Source organism: Vreelandella venusta, assembly GCF_015689495.1.
In the GTDB taxonomy this organism is placed as follows: domain Bacteria; phylum Pseudomonadota; class Gammaproteobacteria; order Pseudomonadales; family Halomonadaceae; genus Vreelandella; species Vreelandella venusta.
In genome coordinates, this window is sequence record NZ_CP065135.1 from 1828254 (window position 1) to 1843215 (window position 14962).

A 14962-nucleotide genomic window follows, 5' to 3' on the forward strand; every position below is an offset into this window, starting at 1 on the left:
GTGGCACTAAGTACCACACCTGGCAAGCCCTTGTCTTAGGAGAGCTCAAGCGGTTTTTCGGCGATAATAATGCCGTTGTTATCTGCGTAAAGCCATTGTCCCGTGTGTAGCGTGGCGCCTGCAAAGGTAATGGGAATATCACGCAGTCCTTCGCCGCGCTTTTCGCTTTTACGCGGGTGGCTACCTAATGCTTGGACGCCGAGAGGCAGTGTGGCGAGAATATCGACGTCTCGCACGCAGCCATACATCACCACGCCAGCCCAGCCATTTTTAGCCGCTTGTTCGGCGAGCATATCGCCAAGCATGGCACAGCGGTATGACCCGCCAGCATCCACAACCAGTACGGCACCATCACCTGGCTCGGCAACGGCTTGTTTAACCAATGAGTTGTCTTCAAAACACTTAACGGTACGAATAGGGCCGTAAAAGCTATCGATGCCGCCATAATTAGCAAACATCGGTTCTAGTACGGTCACGTCAGGGTACGCATCACATAAATCTGGAGTGACAATAGGACTCATATTTGTCATTACACGCTCCTATGAAGCATCGGTTTCGAAAGTTAGTCTAGGAAGCCAATTAATCAACATCAGGCGGCAAAAAAACGCCCCAACCTGACAAACAGGCTGAGGCGTTCGGTCATCGGCTCAAGAAGGAGACATTGTCATCCTTCTTGCGATGTTGCGAGCATCGGCGATAAGTTCTCGGTACTGCAAGAGCGTTAAGCTTCTTGAGCAACCGGAATCACGTTCGAGGCGATTTTTTGATACTCCTCGATTTCGTGGAAGTTCATGTAACGATATATTTCTCCAGCGAGTGCGTCAAATTCACCCATGTAGCGCTGGTACTCTTCTACAGTCGGAAGGCGACCTTCCACGGCAGCAACGGCTGCGAGTTCCGCTGAAGCGAGGTATACATTTGCACCATCACCTAAGCGGTTCGGGAAGTTACGTGTAGACGTAGACACAACGGTGCTTTTCGCTGCAACGCGTGCCTGGTTACCCATACACAGTGAACATCCCGGCATTTCCATGCGGGCGCCAGCACGGCCATAAATGCCGTAATAGCCTTCTTCGGTTAGCTGGTGCTGATCCATTTTGGTCGGCGGTGCCAGCCAAAGGCGTGTTTTCAGGCTGCCCGCAGGCTGTTTTTCAAGCAGTTTACCAGCTGCACGGAAATGACCAATGTTGGTCATGCATGAGCCGATAAATACTTCATCAATCTTTTCGCCGGCAACATCTGACAGCAGGCGAGCATCATCAGGATCATTAGGCGCGCAAAGAACGGGCTCTTTAATTTCGCTCAAATCAATTTCGATGATTTCGGCGTAGTCAGCATCTTTGTCAGCACGCATCAAGCTTGGGTTTTCAAGCCATGCTTCCATGCCTTCGATACGACGACTGATCGTGCGTTCATCACCATAACCATTCGCAATCATCCACTTCAGCAGTGTGATGTTGGATTTGAGGTACTCGGTGACGCTTTCTTCAGACAGGGTAATTGTACAGCCTGCTGCGCTACGCTCTGCTGAAGCGTCGGAAAGCTCGAAAGCTTGCTCGACGGTTAGGTCTTCAAGACCTTCAATTTCCAAGACACGACCAGAGAAGGCGTTTTTCTTACCGGATTTCTCAACGGTCAGCAAGCCCTGCTTAATGGCGTAGAGAGGAATAGCATGAACCAGGTCGCGCAGTGTCACGCCTGGTTGGCGTTCACCTTTAAAGCGCACCAGCACGGATTCCGGCATGTCTAGCGGCATGACACCAGTCGCAGCAGCAAATGCTACCAGACCAGAACCTGCCGGGAATGAGATGCCCAGCGGGAAACGGGTATGGGAGTCACCGCCAGTACCCACCGTGTCGGGCAGCAGCATGCGGTTCAGCCAGCTATGGATGATACCGTCGCCGGGGCGAAGGGAAACACCGCCACGGTTCATGATGAAGTCCGGCAGTGTGTGGTGTGTATCCACATCGACAGGCTTTGGATAGGCTGCAGTGTGACAGAATGACTGCATGACCAAGTCAGCTTGGAAGCCAAGACACGCGAGGTCTTTCAGCTCGTCACGGGTCATCGGGCCGGTTGTGTCCTGAGAGCCAACGGTGGTCATCTTGGGTTCGCAGTACATACCTGGGCGTACGCCGTCCATGCCACACGCTTTACCGACCATTTTTTGAGCCAGGGTGAAGCCCTTGCCAGTATCAACCGGCTGGTCTGGCAGGCGGAACACATCAGAAGGTTCAAGACCTAGCGATTCACGCGCTTTACCTGTTAAACCACGACCGATAATCAGCGGAATGCGTCCACCTGCGCGCACTTCGTCAAGGATCAGCTGGGTTTTGAGTTCGAAAGTTGTCAGTACTTCGTCGGTACCGTGCTTACACACTTTACCTTCGTACGGATAGACATCAATGATGTCGCCCATGGCCAGTTTGGTAACATCCATTTCAACCGGCAGTGCGCCAGAATCTTCCATTGTATTGAAGAAGATCGGTGCGATCTTGGCACCAAAACAGAAGCCGCCAGCGCGCTTGTTGGGCACGTAAGGAATGTCGTCGCCGAAGAACCAGAGTACTGAGTTGGTGGCGGACTTACGTGAAGAGCCAGTACCAACGACGTCGCCCACATAGGCAACGGGGAAACCTTTCGCTTTGACTTCTTCAATCTGCTTCAGCGGGCCAGTTGTGCCTTGCACTTCGGGTTCAATACCTTCACGCTCGTTTTTGAGCATGGCATTGGCATGCAGCGGAATGTCCGGGCGCGACCATGCGTCAGGTGCAGGCGAGAGGTCGTCAGTATTGGTTTCACCCGGCACCTTAAAGACGGTTAAGGTGATTTTCTCTTCCAGTGCAGGCTTGGAGAGGAACCACTCTGCATCAGCCCAGGACTGAATAACGTCTTTAGCAACCGCGTTGCCTTTTTTGGCGCGCTCTTCAACATCATGGAACGCATCAAACATGAGAAGGGTATGCTTGAGCTGTTCGCCAGCCTCACGAGCAAGTTCTTCGTTGTCTAATAGTTCAACCATGGAGACAATGTTATAACCGCCTTGCATGGTGCCAAGAAGCTTGACGGCATGGATCTTATCGATCAGCGGAGAGGTGGCTTCACCTTTAGCAATCGCGGTTAAGAAACCTGCTTTGACATAAGCAGCTTCATCAACGCCTGGGGGGACTCGGTTGGTGATTAGGTCAAGAATGAACTCTTCTTCACCGGCCGGCGGATTTTTAAGTAGCTCAATTAAGGCAGCGACTTGTTCGGCGTTCAGAGGCTTGGGCGGTACGCCCTCTGCAGCGCGTTCCTCGACATGTTGGCGGTAAGCTTCAAGCACGTTGGGGCCCTCTCATCTTCTTAATGGTGACGAGCGCATACCCACACGGTATTGAGTATGTGCCCGGACACGTGACATACGCTTGACAAACAGCGTCTGGTGGATGAGGTGGATTCTACGGGAAACTGTCGACAATGTTAAGGCGGCAAGCTCCTGAGTGCCTTGTACTTTATGTTGAGGAGATGGTGTAGGGTTTCTTAATAGCGTGTTTTTTTCTTAATTAATCCAGCGGATGGAAGTTTTTTACCGAACAGGCGTAATTGAGGGTGAGGGCGCGTGTGATTATTGTGAGGCCGCGTTACCATACTGTTTGATTATTTCGTCGTATTATTATCACTACGACAGTTAGATCGCGGGTATTGTGGTGTGGAGCTTCAATATAAGCGTAATTTTATATTAGATATGTGCTATATAAAAAGTACTGTTACGGCTCTCTCAACGGCGAGCGTAATGGCAGGGAACAAACGCTCAGGGCGTTTATATGTTGTACAATAGTGAGATAAGCGCTTGGTAATGGTGTTATGTCGATACAATTAAATAGATTGCAACCTGTAGGTCATGCGCTGCAAGCGGATGATCTGCTGCCAGAATGTCTCCATCAGTTTCTTGCTTGCTCAACGCCTGATGCATGGCTGCAATGGGCATTGGATAATCCAGAGATACTGCTTATAGACCATGCTCAGTGTGAGAAGAAAGCCGCTTCAACGGCCATGAGCTTGCTCTATCGTTACGTTGATCAGCCGTTACTACTAAGCAAGATGTCGCAACTGGCTCGAGAAGAACTGCTGCATTTCGAGCAGGTGGTTGGCTTAATGGAGAAGCGAGGCGTGGCGTATCGTCACCTTACTGCGTCACGCTATGCCGAAGGCTTGCGCAAGCATGTGCGTAGCAATGATCCTGAGCGTTTAATTGATGTGTTAATTATTGGTGCGTTCATTGAGGCACGTAGCTGCGAGCGCTTTGCGCGCTTAATTCCTTATTTAGATGAAGAGCTTGCCAAGTTCTATCGCACGTTGGTGAAGTCAGAAGGCCGTCACTTTGAAGACTATTTGCTGCTTGCAAGACAGCAAACATCGGCATCAATAGATGACAGAATCGCCTTTTTTGTGGCGCGTGAAGCGGAGTTGATTACTTCGCCAGATACGGCTTTTCGTTTTCATAGCGGTGTGCCTGCTTAAGCCACCGCTAGTCTAGGTAGGATATGTATCATGCGCGATGCTCGTGAGACAGACCAACTGACCCTGTTTGGCCATTTCTCTTTGTCACAAGGAGAAGATGTGCTGACGCACTTCAGTTATGACAAAGTAAAAGCGCTGCTCGTTTATTTGTTGCTGCATCGGCAGCCGGTTAATCGAGCCTCCCTCGCCGAATTACTTTGGCCAGACCAGGGGCTGTCATCGGGCAGAACCAACCTACGTCATGCGCTTCACTGTCTGCGCCAGTCGATGGGGGACAACGCCGAGCAAGTGCTGAACGTATCCCGCCAGACTATCGCTTTTCAGTTGCCCGCCCACTGGCGGGTTGACTTGCACGAATTACAGCAATTGTTGGAAGGTCCTCGAGATTTGGCAAACCTCGAAGAGGTGATGTCGTGCTATCAGGGGGATTTGATAGAAGAACTCCAGCTTGCCAACTGCAGCGAATTTCAGCGTTGGTTAGTTCAGGTGCGAAACGAGTGGCGTCAGCGAGTTATTCGTTTCGCGGAACAGGTGCTGGATGCCCACGCAGATGTCCCTGACGATCTATTGGAAGGTTTAGTCAGCCGCTTCTCTGGCTACGGCCCATTTCATGAGCGTCTGGTGCGCCAGTTGGCCGAGAAACACCAGATGGCGGCTGCCCATGAGCAGTACAACAGCTATTTACAGTTGTTAGCGCTTTCCGGTCAGCAGCCCGAACCAAGCTTTTTACAGTTAGCTAATTATTGGTCTGATGGTCCTCACGATCCGCGCGTCATGAGCCCCCAAGGTGCTTTTTCACGTGTATTGGCAGCGGATAGTAAGCCACTTCGTGAAGATGAAATTGAGCTACGCCAGCTATCTGTAATGGCTATCCGGCTTAAGCTACAAGGTGATTGGCAAGATCGCGCAGCTACCCGGAACTGTTTGGCGCTTCAATTAGAGCTACTGCGTTGGCTAGAGCAGCAGTGTCATCACTTAGGTGGCTTCTGGTTGCCGGGCGCAACAGGTGGACTTGGCTTGGCCTGTTTTGGTACCCATGGCCCGGCTCATCAGTTGGCAGAGCTGGTGGCACTTTATGAACACTGCCGTCTGGCGTTGCCATTAGAGTGCCAGCGTCACTGGGTGGGTGACGGTGAGCCTCCCAAATTTGAGCTTGCCGCAGGTCTGAATAGCGGAAGAGTGGTTTATCTGCCTGAACGTCAGCTAGCTGACCCGCTTGGCCAAGTGACTCAAGTATCACTAGAGCTAATGAGCGCTGCTGAAGGCAGTGAGCTGGTGATCTCTCAAGAAGCCAGTCAGCACATGCCGCCTGCACTGGATTTGCAACCGCGGTTGGCCTCTCGTTTAGTGGCTAGCGATGGTCGCGTCCGCTTGAGGGCGTTAGTGCTGGGAGTAAATGAGGGCGGTAGGGATGCGCTACCTCCTAGTTTAGTTGGTCGAGAAACATCTCTGCGCACGCTAAGAGATGCGTTGGCGAGAGCTGGTATTGGTTTGCGCCAGAGCGTGCTAGTACGTGGCGCGTCTGGGATGGGTAAATCGGCGCTAATGGTTGGTTTTCGCCAGTTAGAGCTGAGTCTTGATGCTGCCATTTGTTGGCAGCCAACGACGCGGCTATCGGTGCTAGAGCCTTACGGTGTCGCACGCACTCTGCTCGCTTGGTATGTGGAAGCAACGCCAACCTGCCAAGCTGTTCGCCAGTTGCAAGAAACGCTCGCCTTGGAGCCCCTGGGGGATGAGCGTCAGCAATTGCTTGAAGAAGCGCTCGGTGTGCGTGATGTTCAAGAAGTTGCTCAGTTAACTCAGAATGGTGAGGCTATTGAGCTAGTTGTAAAGCTGTTACACCGCTTAATCGATCATTTGGCCAGTTCACGGACATTGGTACTGATGATTGATGACCTGCAATGGCTTGATGAACCTTCATTCAAGGTGTTAGCAGGGCTGCAAGCTCGGTTGCCGATCAATACAGCCTTCATGCTGGTTGCTAGTCACCATGGCCGAGAGCCGCTGCCGGTCAAACTTCACTGGGATCAGCAAATTACGCTTGGAAGGCTGGATGCGCAACAATCGTCTCGTTTGCTTTCTCAGCTATCCCGCCGGTATCGCATTCATTTAAGCCCCCGGCTACGCAATCAAATCATTGAGCGTTGCGATGGGGTGCCGCTGTATATGCAAGAGATTTGTCGGCGTGTGGATATGGATCGCCGTGAAGGTCGTAGTGTGCAGTTTGATGAGCTGCCCAAAGGGCTGCTAGGGCTGCTAGCGAGTCGAATTGACCAGTTGGAAGGTGATCGAGAAATTGCCCATGTAGCGGCGGTACTCGGCAAACGTTTCCGGCTTGATTTTCTGCAAGAGTGCAGTGGTTGGGAAAAGCCGCGGCTGTGCCAAGCGATCGAACACATGCGCCAGCTGGAAATTGTCGAGCCAGTGGATAAAGATGGGGGAGAGCCTGAGCATCAGTTTAGCCACCAGCTGCTGCAAGAAGCCGCTTACCTTTCGTGCCCTAGGGATGTACGGGTTAAGCTTCATCAACAGGTTGTCACGCTAATTGAAGAGCGTTTTCCTGTATGGATTAGCCGCCACCCTGGCGATTTTGCCACTCATTTACGCCGCAGTGGCCACTATGCCAGGGGCGCTCGTTACTTTGAGCTGGCCGCGCGGGAAGCCCTCAAGGTAAGCGCTAACCGTACGGCGCTGCGCATGGCAGACTTCGGACTTGCTAGCCTGCGCCATGTGGACCATGAAGTTGAGCGTGAAGTAAGCCTGCTGACCGTACGTGGTCAAGCGGCCTTCGCCTTAGAGGGGCATGGTTCACCCACTGCGCATGAGAGTTTCGTGCGTGCGAGGGAGTTACTTCGCCAGTCGGGTGGCGCCGCTACGGAAGATCCTGAAGATCTTGAACAAATATTTTTGGTTAAGTGGGGCTTATGGGTTGGCCGAAGTCAGCGCTATGCCCATGCTGATGCATTTGCACTTGCCTCCACGCTTGCAGATATTGCTGGACGTTTAGAAGATCCGCGCTACCAAAGGCTGGCCGATTATGCGCGGGCGCATTGCGAATACTGGGCTGGTCGCATTCAGCAAGCGCATGATCACCTGGACGAAATTGACCCGCTCAATGCGCAAATGATGATTGAATGGCTGCCATTCTCAGATCACCCACAAGTGACGGCTGCTTCTTTTCAAGGCTGGACGCTCTGCTTACGTGGTGACTACCAACGTGCAGAGCGGCATATCTCTTCAGCCATCCGGTTAGCTGAAAAAATTGGCCATCCAGGCACGCTTGCCATGGCGCTGATGTTTTCCGCCGCTCTTTATCGGCAGCTTGGCCATGTGCACCTAGCGGCACGACACGCTGAGCGCGCTGCTGCAATGACGGGTACGCCCGATTTGCAACTGTGGCAAATTTCTGCTCAAGGGGTTCTTGGCTGGCAGCGAGCGCTTGCGGGCGACCAAGGGGGCTTGGTGCAGGTGCGGGACAGCCTAGACCAGATGGCAGAGCTGAATGGACGTGATCGCTATCAACGCCCGGTTCTATGGTACTCAGATGCGTGTATTGAGCTTGGAGAGCTAAAAGCGGCTGAAGATTATCTGGATCAGTGTCTGGTCATTGCCAAGGAGCGCACAACGCTCTTTTTACCCGAGCTGGCAACGCAGCTAGCTAAAGTGCGCGATTTGCTAGGCCACCCTGCTAATGAAGTGAAAGCGCTGGCTGAAATGGCCATTAACCAGGCTCGCGAGCATGGAAACCGCCATCAGGAGCTTGCCGCACTCGAACTTTGGTTAACGCGTATTGCACCAAACGACCTGCAGGCCAAGGAGGCATTTAGGCGCTTATTGAGTGAAGTGAGCCATAGTGATGCGCCAGTGCTTGTTCGTTGGGTTAGCCTGCTTGATAGGCGGTTGCCCCACGCGGTAAGCGTTGAAAACGAAACCTGAGTTGGCAACTAACGCGTTGTTGATTCCAGCCAGTTAAGTGTGGCGAGCGCCTCTTCTCGGTGCTCGCCACATACATCAGCATCATAGTCGAATCGTTCACACACAGCGGGACGACTAGGATCGCCAAATAACCTGCATAGATTGTCATCACTTAGCTGTACGCATCGAACGCCCGCCGGTTTGCCATTTGGCATGCCGGGTATATAAGAGCTAATCGACGGTGCAATACAGCAAGCACCGCAGCCTGCTCGGCAGGCGGCGGTGTCCGTTGTTGCGAATACGTGACTACTCATGGCGACGCTTCTGCCGTCGCGCCTTTATCAATTCCCTCAAAGGCTTGAACCAGTGTTTTATGGCCGCTGTGCTCTGCAATACGCTTGGCAAGCCATAAAGCAATATTCTCGACGGTTGTCGGCTTGGGCAGTACACAGCAGCGCTGTTGAGGCAGCGTGATTGAAAATGTGCCTTGTGCAGACTGGTAACGGCAAGTCAGCTTTTCATCAATCTGGCTCTCAATATCGGCCTGTTCAAGCAGATATCGATTATCTAGCCATGCTGCCCAGTGCTGCTCAAGCGCTGGCTGACGAGCCTGATGTTGCCAGATTAACAGGCGCGAGCGGTGGCCATGGGCAATCCGCTGGCAGTTGCCAAGATGCCGTTTCAGTCCGTGAGTGTAGCCATAGCCAGCGCCGTCTATAGGCTCGTCACTCAGCGTTAGCGTGACACTGTGAACATTGGCTGGCCGTTGCTCTTGCTTCGTTAGCTGCGAGCTTAAATAGTGGCTGACACGTTCAACAGTGATGGTATCCCAGGGGAGCAAGGTAAACGCTTGGGCTGGCCCGCGAACTTCCATTTCGTAAGGAGTCGCTGTTCTAATGCAGATACCTTCAGCGCAGTCAGTAACCTTAATGCCGGGCGCGTTGATAGGTACGAGTAGGGTATGGTCTAGGCCACTATCGAGGGTGCGTTTGATCCAAGGCTTCACTTCCCCGAAGTCAAAAAGCATACCATCTTCGCCTAGTTCCCCATCCAACTGAGCATCGACTTGCCAGCTACAGCCTACCAACCCTTTTGTAGGGCACCACAGTGAAACATCAATATGGCTGAGACGATTTACAAATAACGCCATTACTCAAATCCTGCAATTTTGTGCGTTTGAAGCGATAGACGCCACTGGGGGTTAGCCATGCAATAGGCGGTGGTTGCCTTAACCGTTGCCTGATTCTTGTGCGCTATGCCCTGGTCCATCGGCTGCAAAAAAAAGTGGTTGAAGTCCAGGTTGGCGAATTGATCGGGTGGCGCCACAGATTGTGGAAAAACCAGCTTTAACTCATCACCACGGGTGACCACCAGTGGATTGGTGCCCTTAGGGCTAACACATAGCCAATCAATTCCTGGTGGTGGTATGACCGTTCCATTCGTTTCAACGGCCACTTCAAATCCATCGCTATGTAATAGCTCGATCAGCGGGGTATCAAGTTGGAGTAATGGCTCGCCGCCAGTGAATACCACATAGGGCGTTGCTCTTCCCGCATGAACTGGCCAAAGGGTTTTAAGGTGATCAGCGAGTTCATGTGGTGTGTTAAAGCGCCCACCGTTAATACCATCCGTACCGATAAAATCGGTGTCGCAAAAAGAGCATTTTGCGCTGGCGCGATCGATTTCACGCCCAGACCACAAGTTGCAGCCGCTAAAGCGGCAAAATACGCTGGCACGACCTGCCTGGGCACCTTCGCCCTGCAAAGTATAAAAAGCTTCTTTGACGTGATACATCAGTCGATAACCTGTGCAGGAGTCGATTCATACGCCAGCGGGTCTGAAACGTTGTTGGCTGCAAACGCCGCCAGACGTTCACGGCAGCTGCCGCACTTGCCGCAAGCTAGTGCGCGTCCTTCATAGCAGGTCCAGGTATCACGGTAGTTCAGGCCCATTGCTAAACCATCGCGCAAAATATCGGCTTTGCTCGATGCTAGATAAGGTGCATGTAGTGTTACCGGTTCAAAATTAGCGATGCCAGCGACCTGATTCATGGCATGAACAAATTCAGGCCGACAGTCAGGGTAGAGAATATGATCACCGCCGTGGGCGCCGTAATCGACACGCCCCGCCCCAATATTAACTGCTTTAGCAATCGCTAACGAAAGCAGAATCATGTTGCGATTAGGGACAACGGTGGTAGAGAGGTTATCAGCAGCATAGTCGCCTTCGGGCATTGATATATCTGGGTTAGTCAGCGCTGAATTATCAATTAAACCGTGGATAGCACGTATATCAACGACTTGATGGGGGATGTTGAGCTGCTTACAAACGGCTTTCGCTATGTCCAGTTCTTTGGAGTGACGTTGGCCATAATCAAAGGAGAGGGCATGAACGTCTAGTCCTTCTTTAATTGCGCGGTGAAGAACGGTGTAGGAGTCCATGCCGCCGGAATAAATCACAACAGTAGATGACGCGTCTGCGCCAGAGGCGGGGGGTAACGACATAATAATTACTCATTGGCCGGAGAATTTATTGAGTGCTTTAGCGTCGCGCTAAATGAGATTCCGGGGTCCGGTCCGGAAGGTCGGCAGTTTACGCAATGCGAGCTTGTCTGGCCAGTAGTAGCCGCAATTGGTAGCATTTTCTGTTCGCTATGTGCATGGCTCAACATGCTAAGCTAATCCTTCTAGTCGTAAGGGATGAATCCATGGTCACCATAGAACATAGCGAAATTATTAATGCTCAGCCTGAAAGAGTGTTCGAACTGCTGAGCCGAGTTGAAGATTTTGCTGACTATTCTGATCTCATTAGATCAATTGATACCTTAGGCGATAATCGTTATCGCTGGCATGTCCATGCGGTGGGAATGGATTGGTCATTTGATGTGGCGGTAACCGAGATCAAGCCACCTTGTGTGCTGGCATGGGAATCCTTGGAAGGCGTTAAAAACCAAGGTCGTTATCAATTGCGTGAAGTGCCAGAGGGGACGGAAGTGTCGCTCACGCTGAGTTATGAAATCCGTAACCGGTTGATGGAAAAAGCGGTGAACCGTGCTGCAAAGCCATTAGTGGGCAAAGTGAGTAGGCAAATTCTTGAGCGCGTTGAAGCTCGCCTTAACAGTTAATAGCTATATTGGCGCCGCTAATCAGCGGCGCGTAGCGGAAAGCAGCCAGAGCAATCAAGCCTGCTTGCGCATTGAGGCATCAAGGTGGTCGACAACTTCAGCCCAGTCGGCATCATCTTCCACGGCTTCCCGCAGAAAATCAGCTTGGCCTTCGTTCCAACAAGGCGCGTCTGCGAGCGGCATTTCTTTGGGGAGAGGGGAGTGGCGTTGAATAAAGTGTTCTATGGATTCTGCATCCGAGCGTAGCCCGAGTTGTTCAAATAGCTCGCTAAAATGGTGTACCGGCCGTTCCATACGCTGCTTTCCTTTTTGGTTGTTATCATCTGTTTAAACATAGCGTGTATAAGTGACTACGCCAGTGCGAATTGATCGATGTGCGCTGTTTAGCGTTCGCCGACAAGTGACGTTAAAAATCGCTGACGTCGATCATCGGTTGGCAAGGGTTGAGCTAAAAGATGAACAAGCTTGGTGAAGGCTGCTTCAGGTGTCATGTTGTCTCCAGACAGTAGGCCCGCCTCTGTTAGGCCATGGCCCGCTGCGTACTCGCCCATATGAATGCTGCCCTGGGGACATTGACTAATTGCGGCGAGCAGTTTTCCTTCGCCACTGGCGTTGGCAATGACATCAATGATTGCTGGGTCGTTGGGTATATTACCTGCTCCCCAAAGCTGTAGTAGTGCCCCTTTTACGCGGGAGTCACCGAGCAGAGCTTCCAATTGCCAAGGCGCTATTCCGGGCCACAATGCGAGTCTAATAACGGCGCCATCGGAGACGACTTGATAGTCTGAAAGCTCAAAACGGGGCGCGCCACGCTGTTGAAATCCTAAACCTCTACTGGGGTAATAGATGAAGTCTTCGCCTACGCGTTCACCGATACAGGGATAGCTTGGTGAGATGAATGCATCTAAGGATTCCGCGTGCTGTTTAATCGCTCGTGAACCTCTCAGAAGGCGATTTGAAAAATAGATTGCCACCTCTTGTAATTCAATATTTGCGGCAAACCTTAATGCTCCATAAAGGTTGCCGATGGCATCGCTATTAGCCGTTTCAAGAGGGTGCATAGAGCCTGTTAATACAACTGGGCGGTCAATTCCCTGTAGTTGATAAGCAAGACTTGATGCGGTCCAGCTTAGGGTGTCTGTGCCATGGATAACGACAAATCCACGGTAGTTGGCTAAGTTGGCAGCAATATCGTTGGCAATCTGTTGCCAAGTTAGCGGTGTCGCTGCACTTGAGTCGATCAATGATGCATAACTAAGCACGTCATAAGCGGGAAGGGCATGTTGGTGCAGTATAGGAAGTTGGCCTAGTGCGTCTGCCATACGATCTTGAAAGCCCCCCCCTGGGGCGAGTCCCTTTACATTTGGCTGCATGCCAATAGTGCCGCCAGTATAGATGACCAGCACACGTTCTTGAGTGGGGGCGGCGCTTGCCAGGAGAGAAGTGGTGCTCATAGCCGTTTCCTGAATTGGGCGAATCTAAAGGGGTGTTTCTCAATCGTAGCGTCTAATTACTTGTGCCTAAGTGGTTATGTCTAAGTTTTTATGTCTGAGTTCTTATGTCTAAGTGTCAGTGGCTCAGTATGATGTTGAAGCAGGTTCGGCAAACTGAGGCAGGTATTGCCAGGTATGACTGCTAGCCACGATGTACTAACAGCTCACCGCTCTGATCGTCTAGTTGGCGGTTACGCCCAGCCAATAGCGCGAACCCGCAACAAATAATAATCAGCAGTATAAGCAACCATGCTATGTGGGCTAGCTCTGCTCCGGCTTGCAGCATCAGACCAACCCCAAAGGGGCCTAGTGCTGCCAATGTGTAGCCGCCACCCTGTACTAAGCCAGAAAGCTGCCCCGCAAGACGCGAGTTAGCCGTTCGTAACACCAGCAGACTGAGCGCTAAGCTAAAGCTGCCGCCTTGTCCAATGCCCAGAAGTACCGCGCCGGGCCACTTCCAGGCTAATGGCGCAATAAGCAACATCCAAAGCCCTAGTGCGGTGCTAAAAAGGACTAGCAGTAAGGCAGGGCGTTGATCGTAGGTTAAGCGGGCTAGCCAAGGTGCGCCCAGCGCTGAAAACAGCTGACACATGATTGAGATGGCCATTGTCCAGCCGGCCGCAGCTTCATCATAGCCTCTATAAACTAATAAGGTGGGCAGCCAACCAAACACTATGTAAGCCATGGAAGACTGGATGCCCATAAACAGCATGACATGCCACGTAAGTGGTTTACGCATTAGTTGGGCAAGCGAAGAAGAAGTTTTTAGACTGCGTGGGGTGTGCTTGTGCTGAGCCGCTGGCATGTTGGTCATCCATAGTGCCAGTGCTACTAATGCCAACAGCGACCAGCTCATAAGACTCAACTGCCAGCTGCCTAGCCATTGCATCAGAGGAACGCTAAGACCTGCGCCTAAAGCACCGCCGAAACATAACGCCATGGTGTATAAGCCAGTCAGAAGATCGGCGCTGTGGGGCAGTTCGCGTTTAACAAGTGCTGGCAGAAGGGTGCCGCTAAGGCCAATCGCGCCGCCTGCCATTGCTGAGCCAATAAAAAGTGCCCCGGGGACTGGCAAGCCTCTTAAGATTAATCCGCAGGTTAGTAAAAGCAGTGCGCTGCTCAGGGCCCGTTCACTGCCTAACTGCTTAGCCAAGAGTGGGGCAAGTGGGGCTAACAAACCTAAAAAAAGCACTGGTAACGTGGTTAAAATGCCTGCTGAAGCAGGGCTTAAGCCAGCAGTTTCTTGCAGCCGGGAAAGCAGGGGCGCAACCGACGACATAGCAGGGCGTAAATTAAGCCCTACTACGAACATCAGCACAATAAAAGTGTATGTGCGACGAGAAGCCATGTTAATTTTACTTTAGGTGAGGGCGTAAGTCGCCGCGTACTGCATCAAGCAGGGTGATGAAATGATAATCTTGTTGCGTATCTAAGCAGTCTACGCGCACCTCGGTACGCATCCCCTTATCAACATTCAGCTTGTCATAGATCTCGAGAGTTAATTTATGTGCAGGTTTTTCGCCCGGCGTAATGATGCCGTCTTCCAACGTAAAGGTTTCAAGTAACGTTACCCGTACTCGCGTGCTGCTCTCTTCGCTAAGTACCCGTCGTACAAATAACCATCCCTCGCAGGGAAGCGATTCGTTATTGTTGCGCTCGCGCAAGAAAAGCGTGCGATAACAGGCGCCCTCCGTGGAGGCTTTTTCAGCCATGCTGCGATAGGCCTGCAGCACTTGCCCAGCCGATGCTCGGGCATCTTCTAGCCGTTGTGAAATACCCTGGTGCTCGCGGCTTAGTTGCTCCTGACGTTGAAAGGTAAGCCACTGGCGGTAATCGTTAATAAGTTGAGACGACGCCATAATCACTCCATGAATAAGTTAAGCTGTGCCAGCGGAATACACGAAGCGATAACCTTCGCATATTCCTA

General features: G+C 51.9%; 13 protein-coding genes. 3 read left to right on the forward strand and 10 right to left on the reverse strand.

What is annotated here, in order from left to right:
* Positions 1-35: 35 nt before the first annotated feature.
* Together rraA and acnB are read right to left on the reverse strand one after the other, a co-directional pair.
* The gene (gene rraA, locus IR195_RS08660; protein ID WP_125747512.1) at positions 36-530 is read right to left on the reverse strand and encodes a ribonuclease E activity regulator RraA; all 495 of its coding nucleotides are present in this window, start codon (positions 528-530) and stop codon (positions 36-38) included.
* A gap of 191 nt (positions 531-721) precedes the next feature.
* Entirely contained in the window at positions 722-3325 is a 2604-nt protein-coding gene (gene acnB, locus IR195_RS08665; protein WP_206049376.1) for a bifunctional aconitate hydratase 2/2-methylisocitrate dehydratase, read from the reverse strand.
* 521 nt (positions 3326-3846) lie between these two features.
* Here acnB and IR195_RS08670 point away from each other — a divergent pair.
* Positions 3847-4503 (forward strand): MiaE family protein, encoded by a 657-nt coding sequence (locus IR195_RS08670; RefSeq protein ID WP_206049378.1) that lies wholly within the window; start codon positions 3847-3849, stop codon positions 4501-4503.
* A 30-nt stretch (positions 4504-4533) separates the two neighbouring features.
* Positions 4534-8439: an ATP-binding protein gene (locus IR195_RS08675; RefSeq protein ID WP_146945209.1), complete on the forward strand. Its 3906-nt coding sequence runs from the start codon at positions 4534-4536 to the stop codon at positions 8437-8439.
* An 8-nt stretch (positions 8440-8447) separates the two neighbouring features.
* Here IR195_RS08675 and IR195_RS08680 read toward each other — a convergent pair whose 3' ends face one another.
* From IR195_RS08680 to queC, 4 genes are read right to left on the reverse strand one after another with little or no spacing between them, the layout of a single operon-like run.
* Positions 8448-8732: a YkgJ family cysteine cluster protein gene (locus IR195_RS08680; RefSeq protein ID WP_206049380.1), complete on the reverse strand. Its 285-nt coding sequence runs from the start codon at positions 8730-8732 to the stop codon at positions 8448-8450.
* Positions 8729-9568, reverse strand: coding sequence for a 6-pyruvoyl trahydropterin synthase family protein (locus IR195_RS08685; RefSeq protein WP_206049382.1), 840 nt, complete (start codon positions 9566-9568; stop codon positions 8729-8731). The genes IR195_RS08680 and IR195_RS08685 overlap by 4 nt, the downstream gene beginning before the upstream one ends.
* On the reverse strand, positions 9568-10212 hold the full coding sequence (queE, locus tag IR195_RS08690; protein ID WP_206049384.1) for a 7-carboxy-7-deazaguanine synthase: 645 nt from the start codon (positions 10210-10212) through the stop codon (positions 9568-9570). Before queE ends, IR195_RS08685 begins: the two co-directional genes overlap by 1 nt.
* The gene (gene queC / locus IR195_RS08695; RefSeq protein ID WP_125747526.1) at positions 10212-10922 is read right to left on the reverse strand and encodes a 7-cyano-7-deazaguanine synthase QueC; all 711 of its coding nucleotides are present in this window, start codon (positions 10920-10922) and stop codon (positions 10212-10214) included. The genes queE and queC overlap by 1 nt, the downstream gene beginning before the upstream one ends.
* A gap of 203 nt (positions 10923-11125) precedes the next feature.
* Here queC and IR195_RS08700 point away from each other — a divergent pair, with 203 nt between their 5' ends.
* Positions 11126-11542, forward strand: a complete 417-nt coding sequence (locus IR195_RS08700) for an SRPBCC family protein (protein WP_206049386.1) — start codon at positions 11126-11128, stop codon at positions 11540-11542.
* Positions 11543-11596: 54 nt separating this feature from the next.
* Here the strand turns inward: IR195_RS08700 and IR195_RS08705 are convergent, their stop codons facing one another.
* The 4 genes from IR195_RS08705 to IR195_RS08720 all read right to left on the reverse strand — a co-directional run bounded on the left by IR195_RS08705 (position 11597) and on the right by IR195_RS08720 (position 14894).
* Positions 11597-11836 carry a DUF2789 domain-containing protein gene (locus IR195_RS08705; protein WP_125747530.1) on the reverse strand — a complete coding sequence of 80 codons (240 nt, stop codon included), beginning with the start codon at positions 11834-11836 and terminating at the stop codon, positions 11597-11599.
* Between the two features lie 89 nt (positions 11837-11925).
* Positions 11926-12996 (reverse strand): asparaginase, encoded by a 1071-nt coding sequence (locus IR195_RS08710; RefSeq protein ID WP_125747532.1) that lies wholly within the window; start codon positions 12994-12996, stop codon positions 11926-11928.
* A 181-nt stretch (positions 12997-13177) separates the two neighbouring features.
* A complete protein-coding gene (locus IR195_RS08715) occupies positions 13178-14383 on the reverse strand; it encodes an MFS transporter (protein ID WP_206049388.1) in 1206 nt (401 codons plus the stop codon).
* A 7-nt stretch (positions 14384-14390) separates the two neighbouring features.
* A complete protein-coding gene (locus tag IR195_RS08720) occupies positions 14391-14894 on the reverse strand; it encodes a hypothetical protein (RefSeq protein ID WP_206049390.1) in 504 nt (167 codons plus the stop codon).
* Between the last annotated feature and the right edge of the window lie 68 nt (positions 14895-14962).

Coding starts and splice junctions, on each gene's coding strand:
- IR195_RS08705 (WP_125747530.1), bottom strand. CDS start 11,836: ATGGAACGGCCGGTACACCATTTTAGCGAGCTATTTGAACAACTCGGG.
- rraA (WP_125747512.1), bottom strand. CDS start 530: ATGACAAATATGAGTCCTATTGTCACTCCAGATTTATGTGATGCGTAC.
- IR195_RS08715 (WP_206049388.1), bottom strand. CDS start 14,383: ATGGCTTCTCGTCGCACATACACTTTTATTGTGCTGATGTTCGTAGTA.
- IR195_RS08685 (WP_206049382.1), bottom strand. CDS start 9,568: ATGGCGTTATTTGTAAATCGTCTCAGCCATATTGATGTTTCACTGTGG.
- IR195_RS08700 (WP_206049386.1), top strand. CDS start 11,126: ATGGTCACCATAGAACATAGCGAAATTATTAATGCTCAGCCTGAAAGA.
- IR195_RS08720 (WP_206049390.1), bottom strand. CDS start 14,894: ATGGCGTCGTCTCAACTTATTAACGATTACCGCCAGTGGCTTACCTTT.
- queE (WP_206049384.1), bottom strand. CDS start 10,212: ATGTATCACGTCAAAGAAGCTTTTTATACTTTGCAGGGCGAAGGTGCC.
- IR195_RS08675 (WP_146945209.1), top strand. CDS start 4,534: ATGCGCGATGCTCGTGAGACAGACCAACTGACCCTGTTTGGCCATTTC.
- queC (WP_125747526.1), bottom strand. CDS start 10,922: ATGTCGTTACCCCCCGCCTCTGGCGCAGACGCGTCATCTACTGTTGTG.
- IR195_RS08710 (WP_125747532.1), bottom strand. CDS start 12,996: ATGAGCACCACTTCTCTCCTGGCAAGCGCCGCCCCCACTCAAGAACGT.
- IR195_RS08670 (WP_206049378.1), top strand. CDS start 3,847: ATGTCGATACAATTAAATAGATTGCAACCTGTAGGTCATGCGCTGCAA.
- IR195_RS08680 (WP_206049380.1), bottom strand. CDS start 8,732: ATGAGTAGTCACGTATTCGCAACAACGGACACCGCCGCCTGCCGAGCA.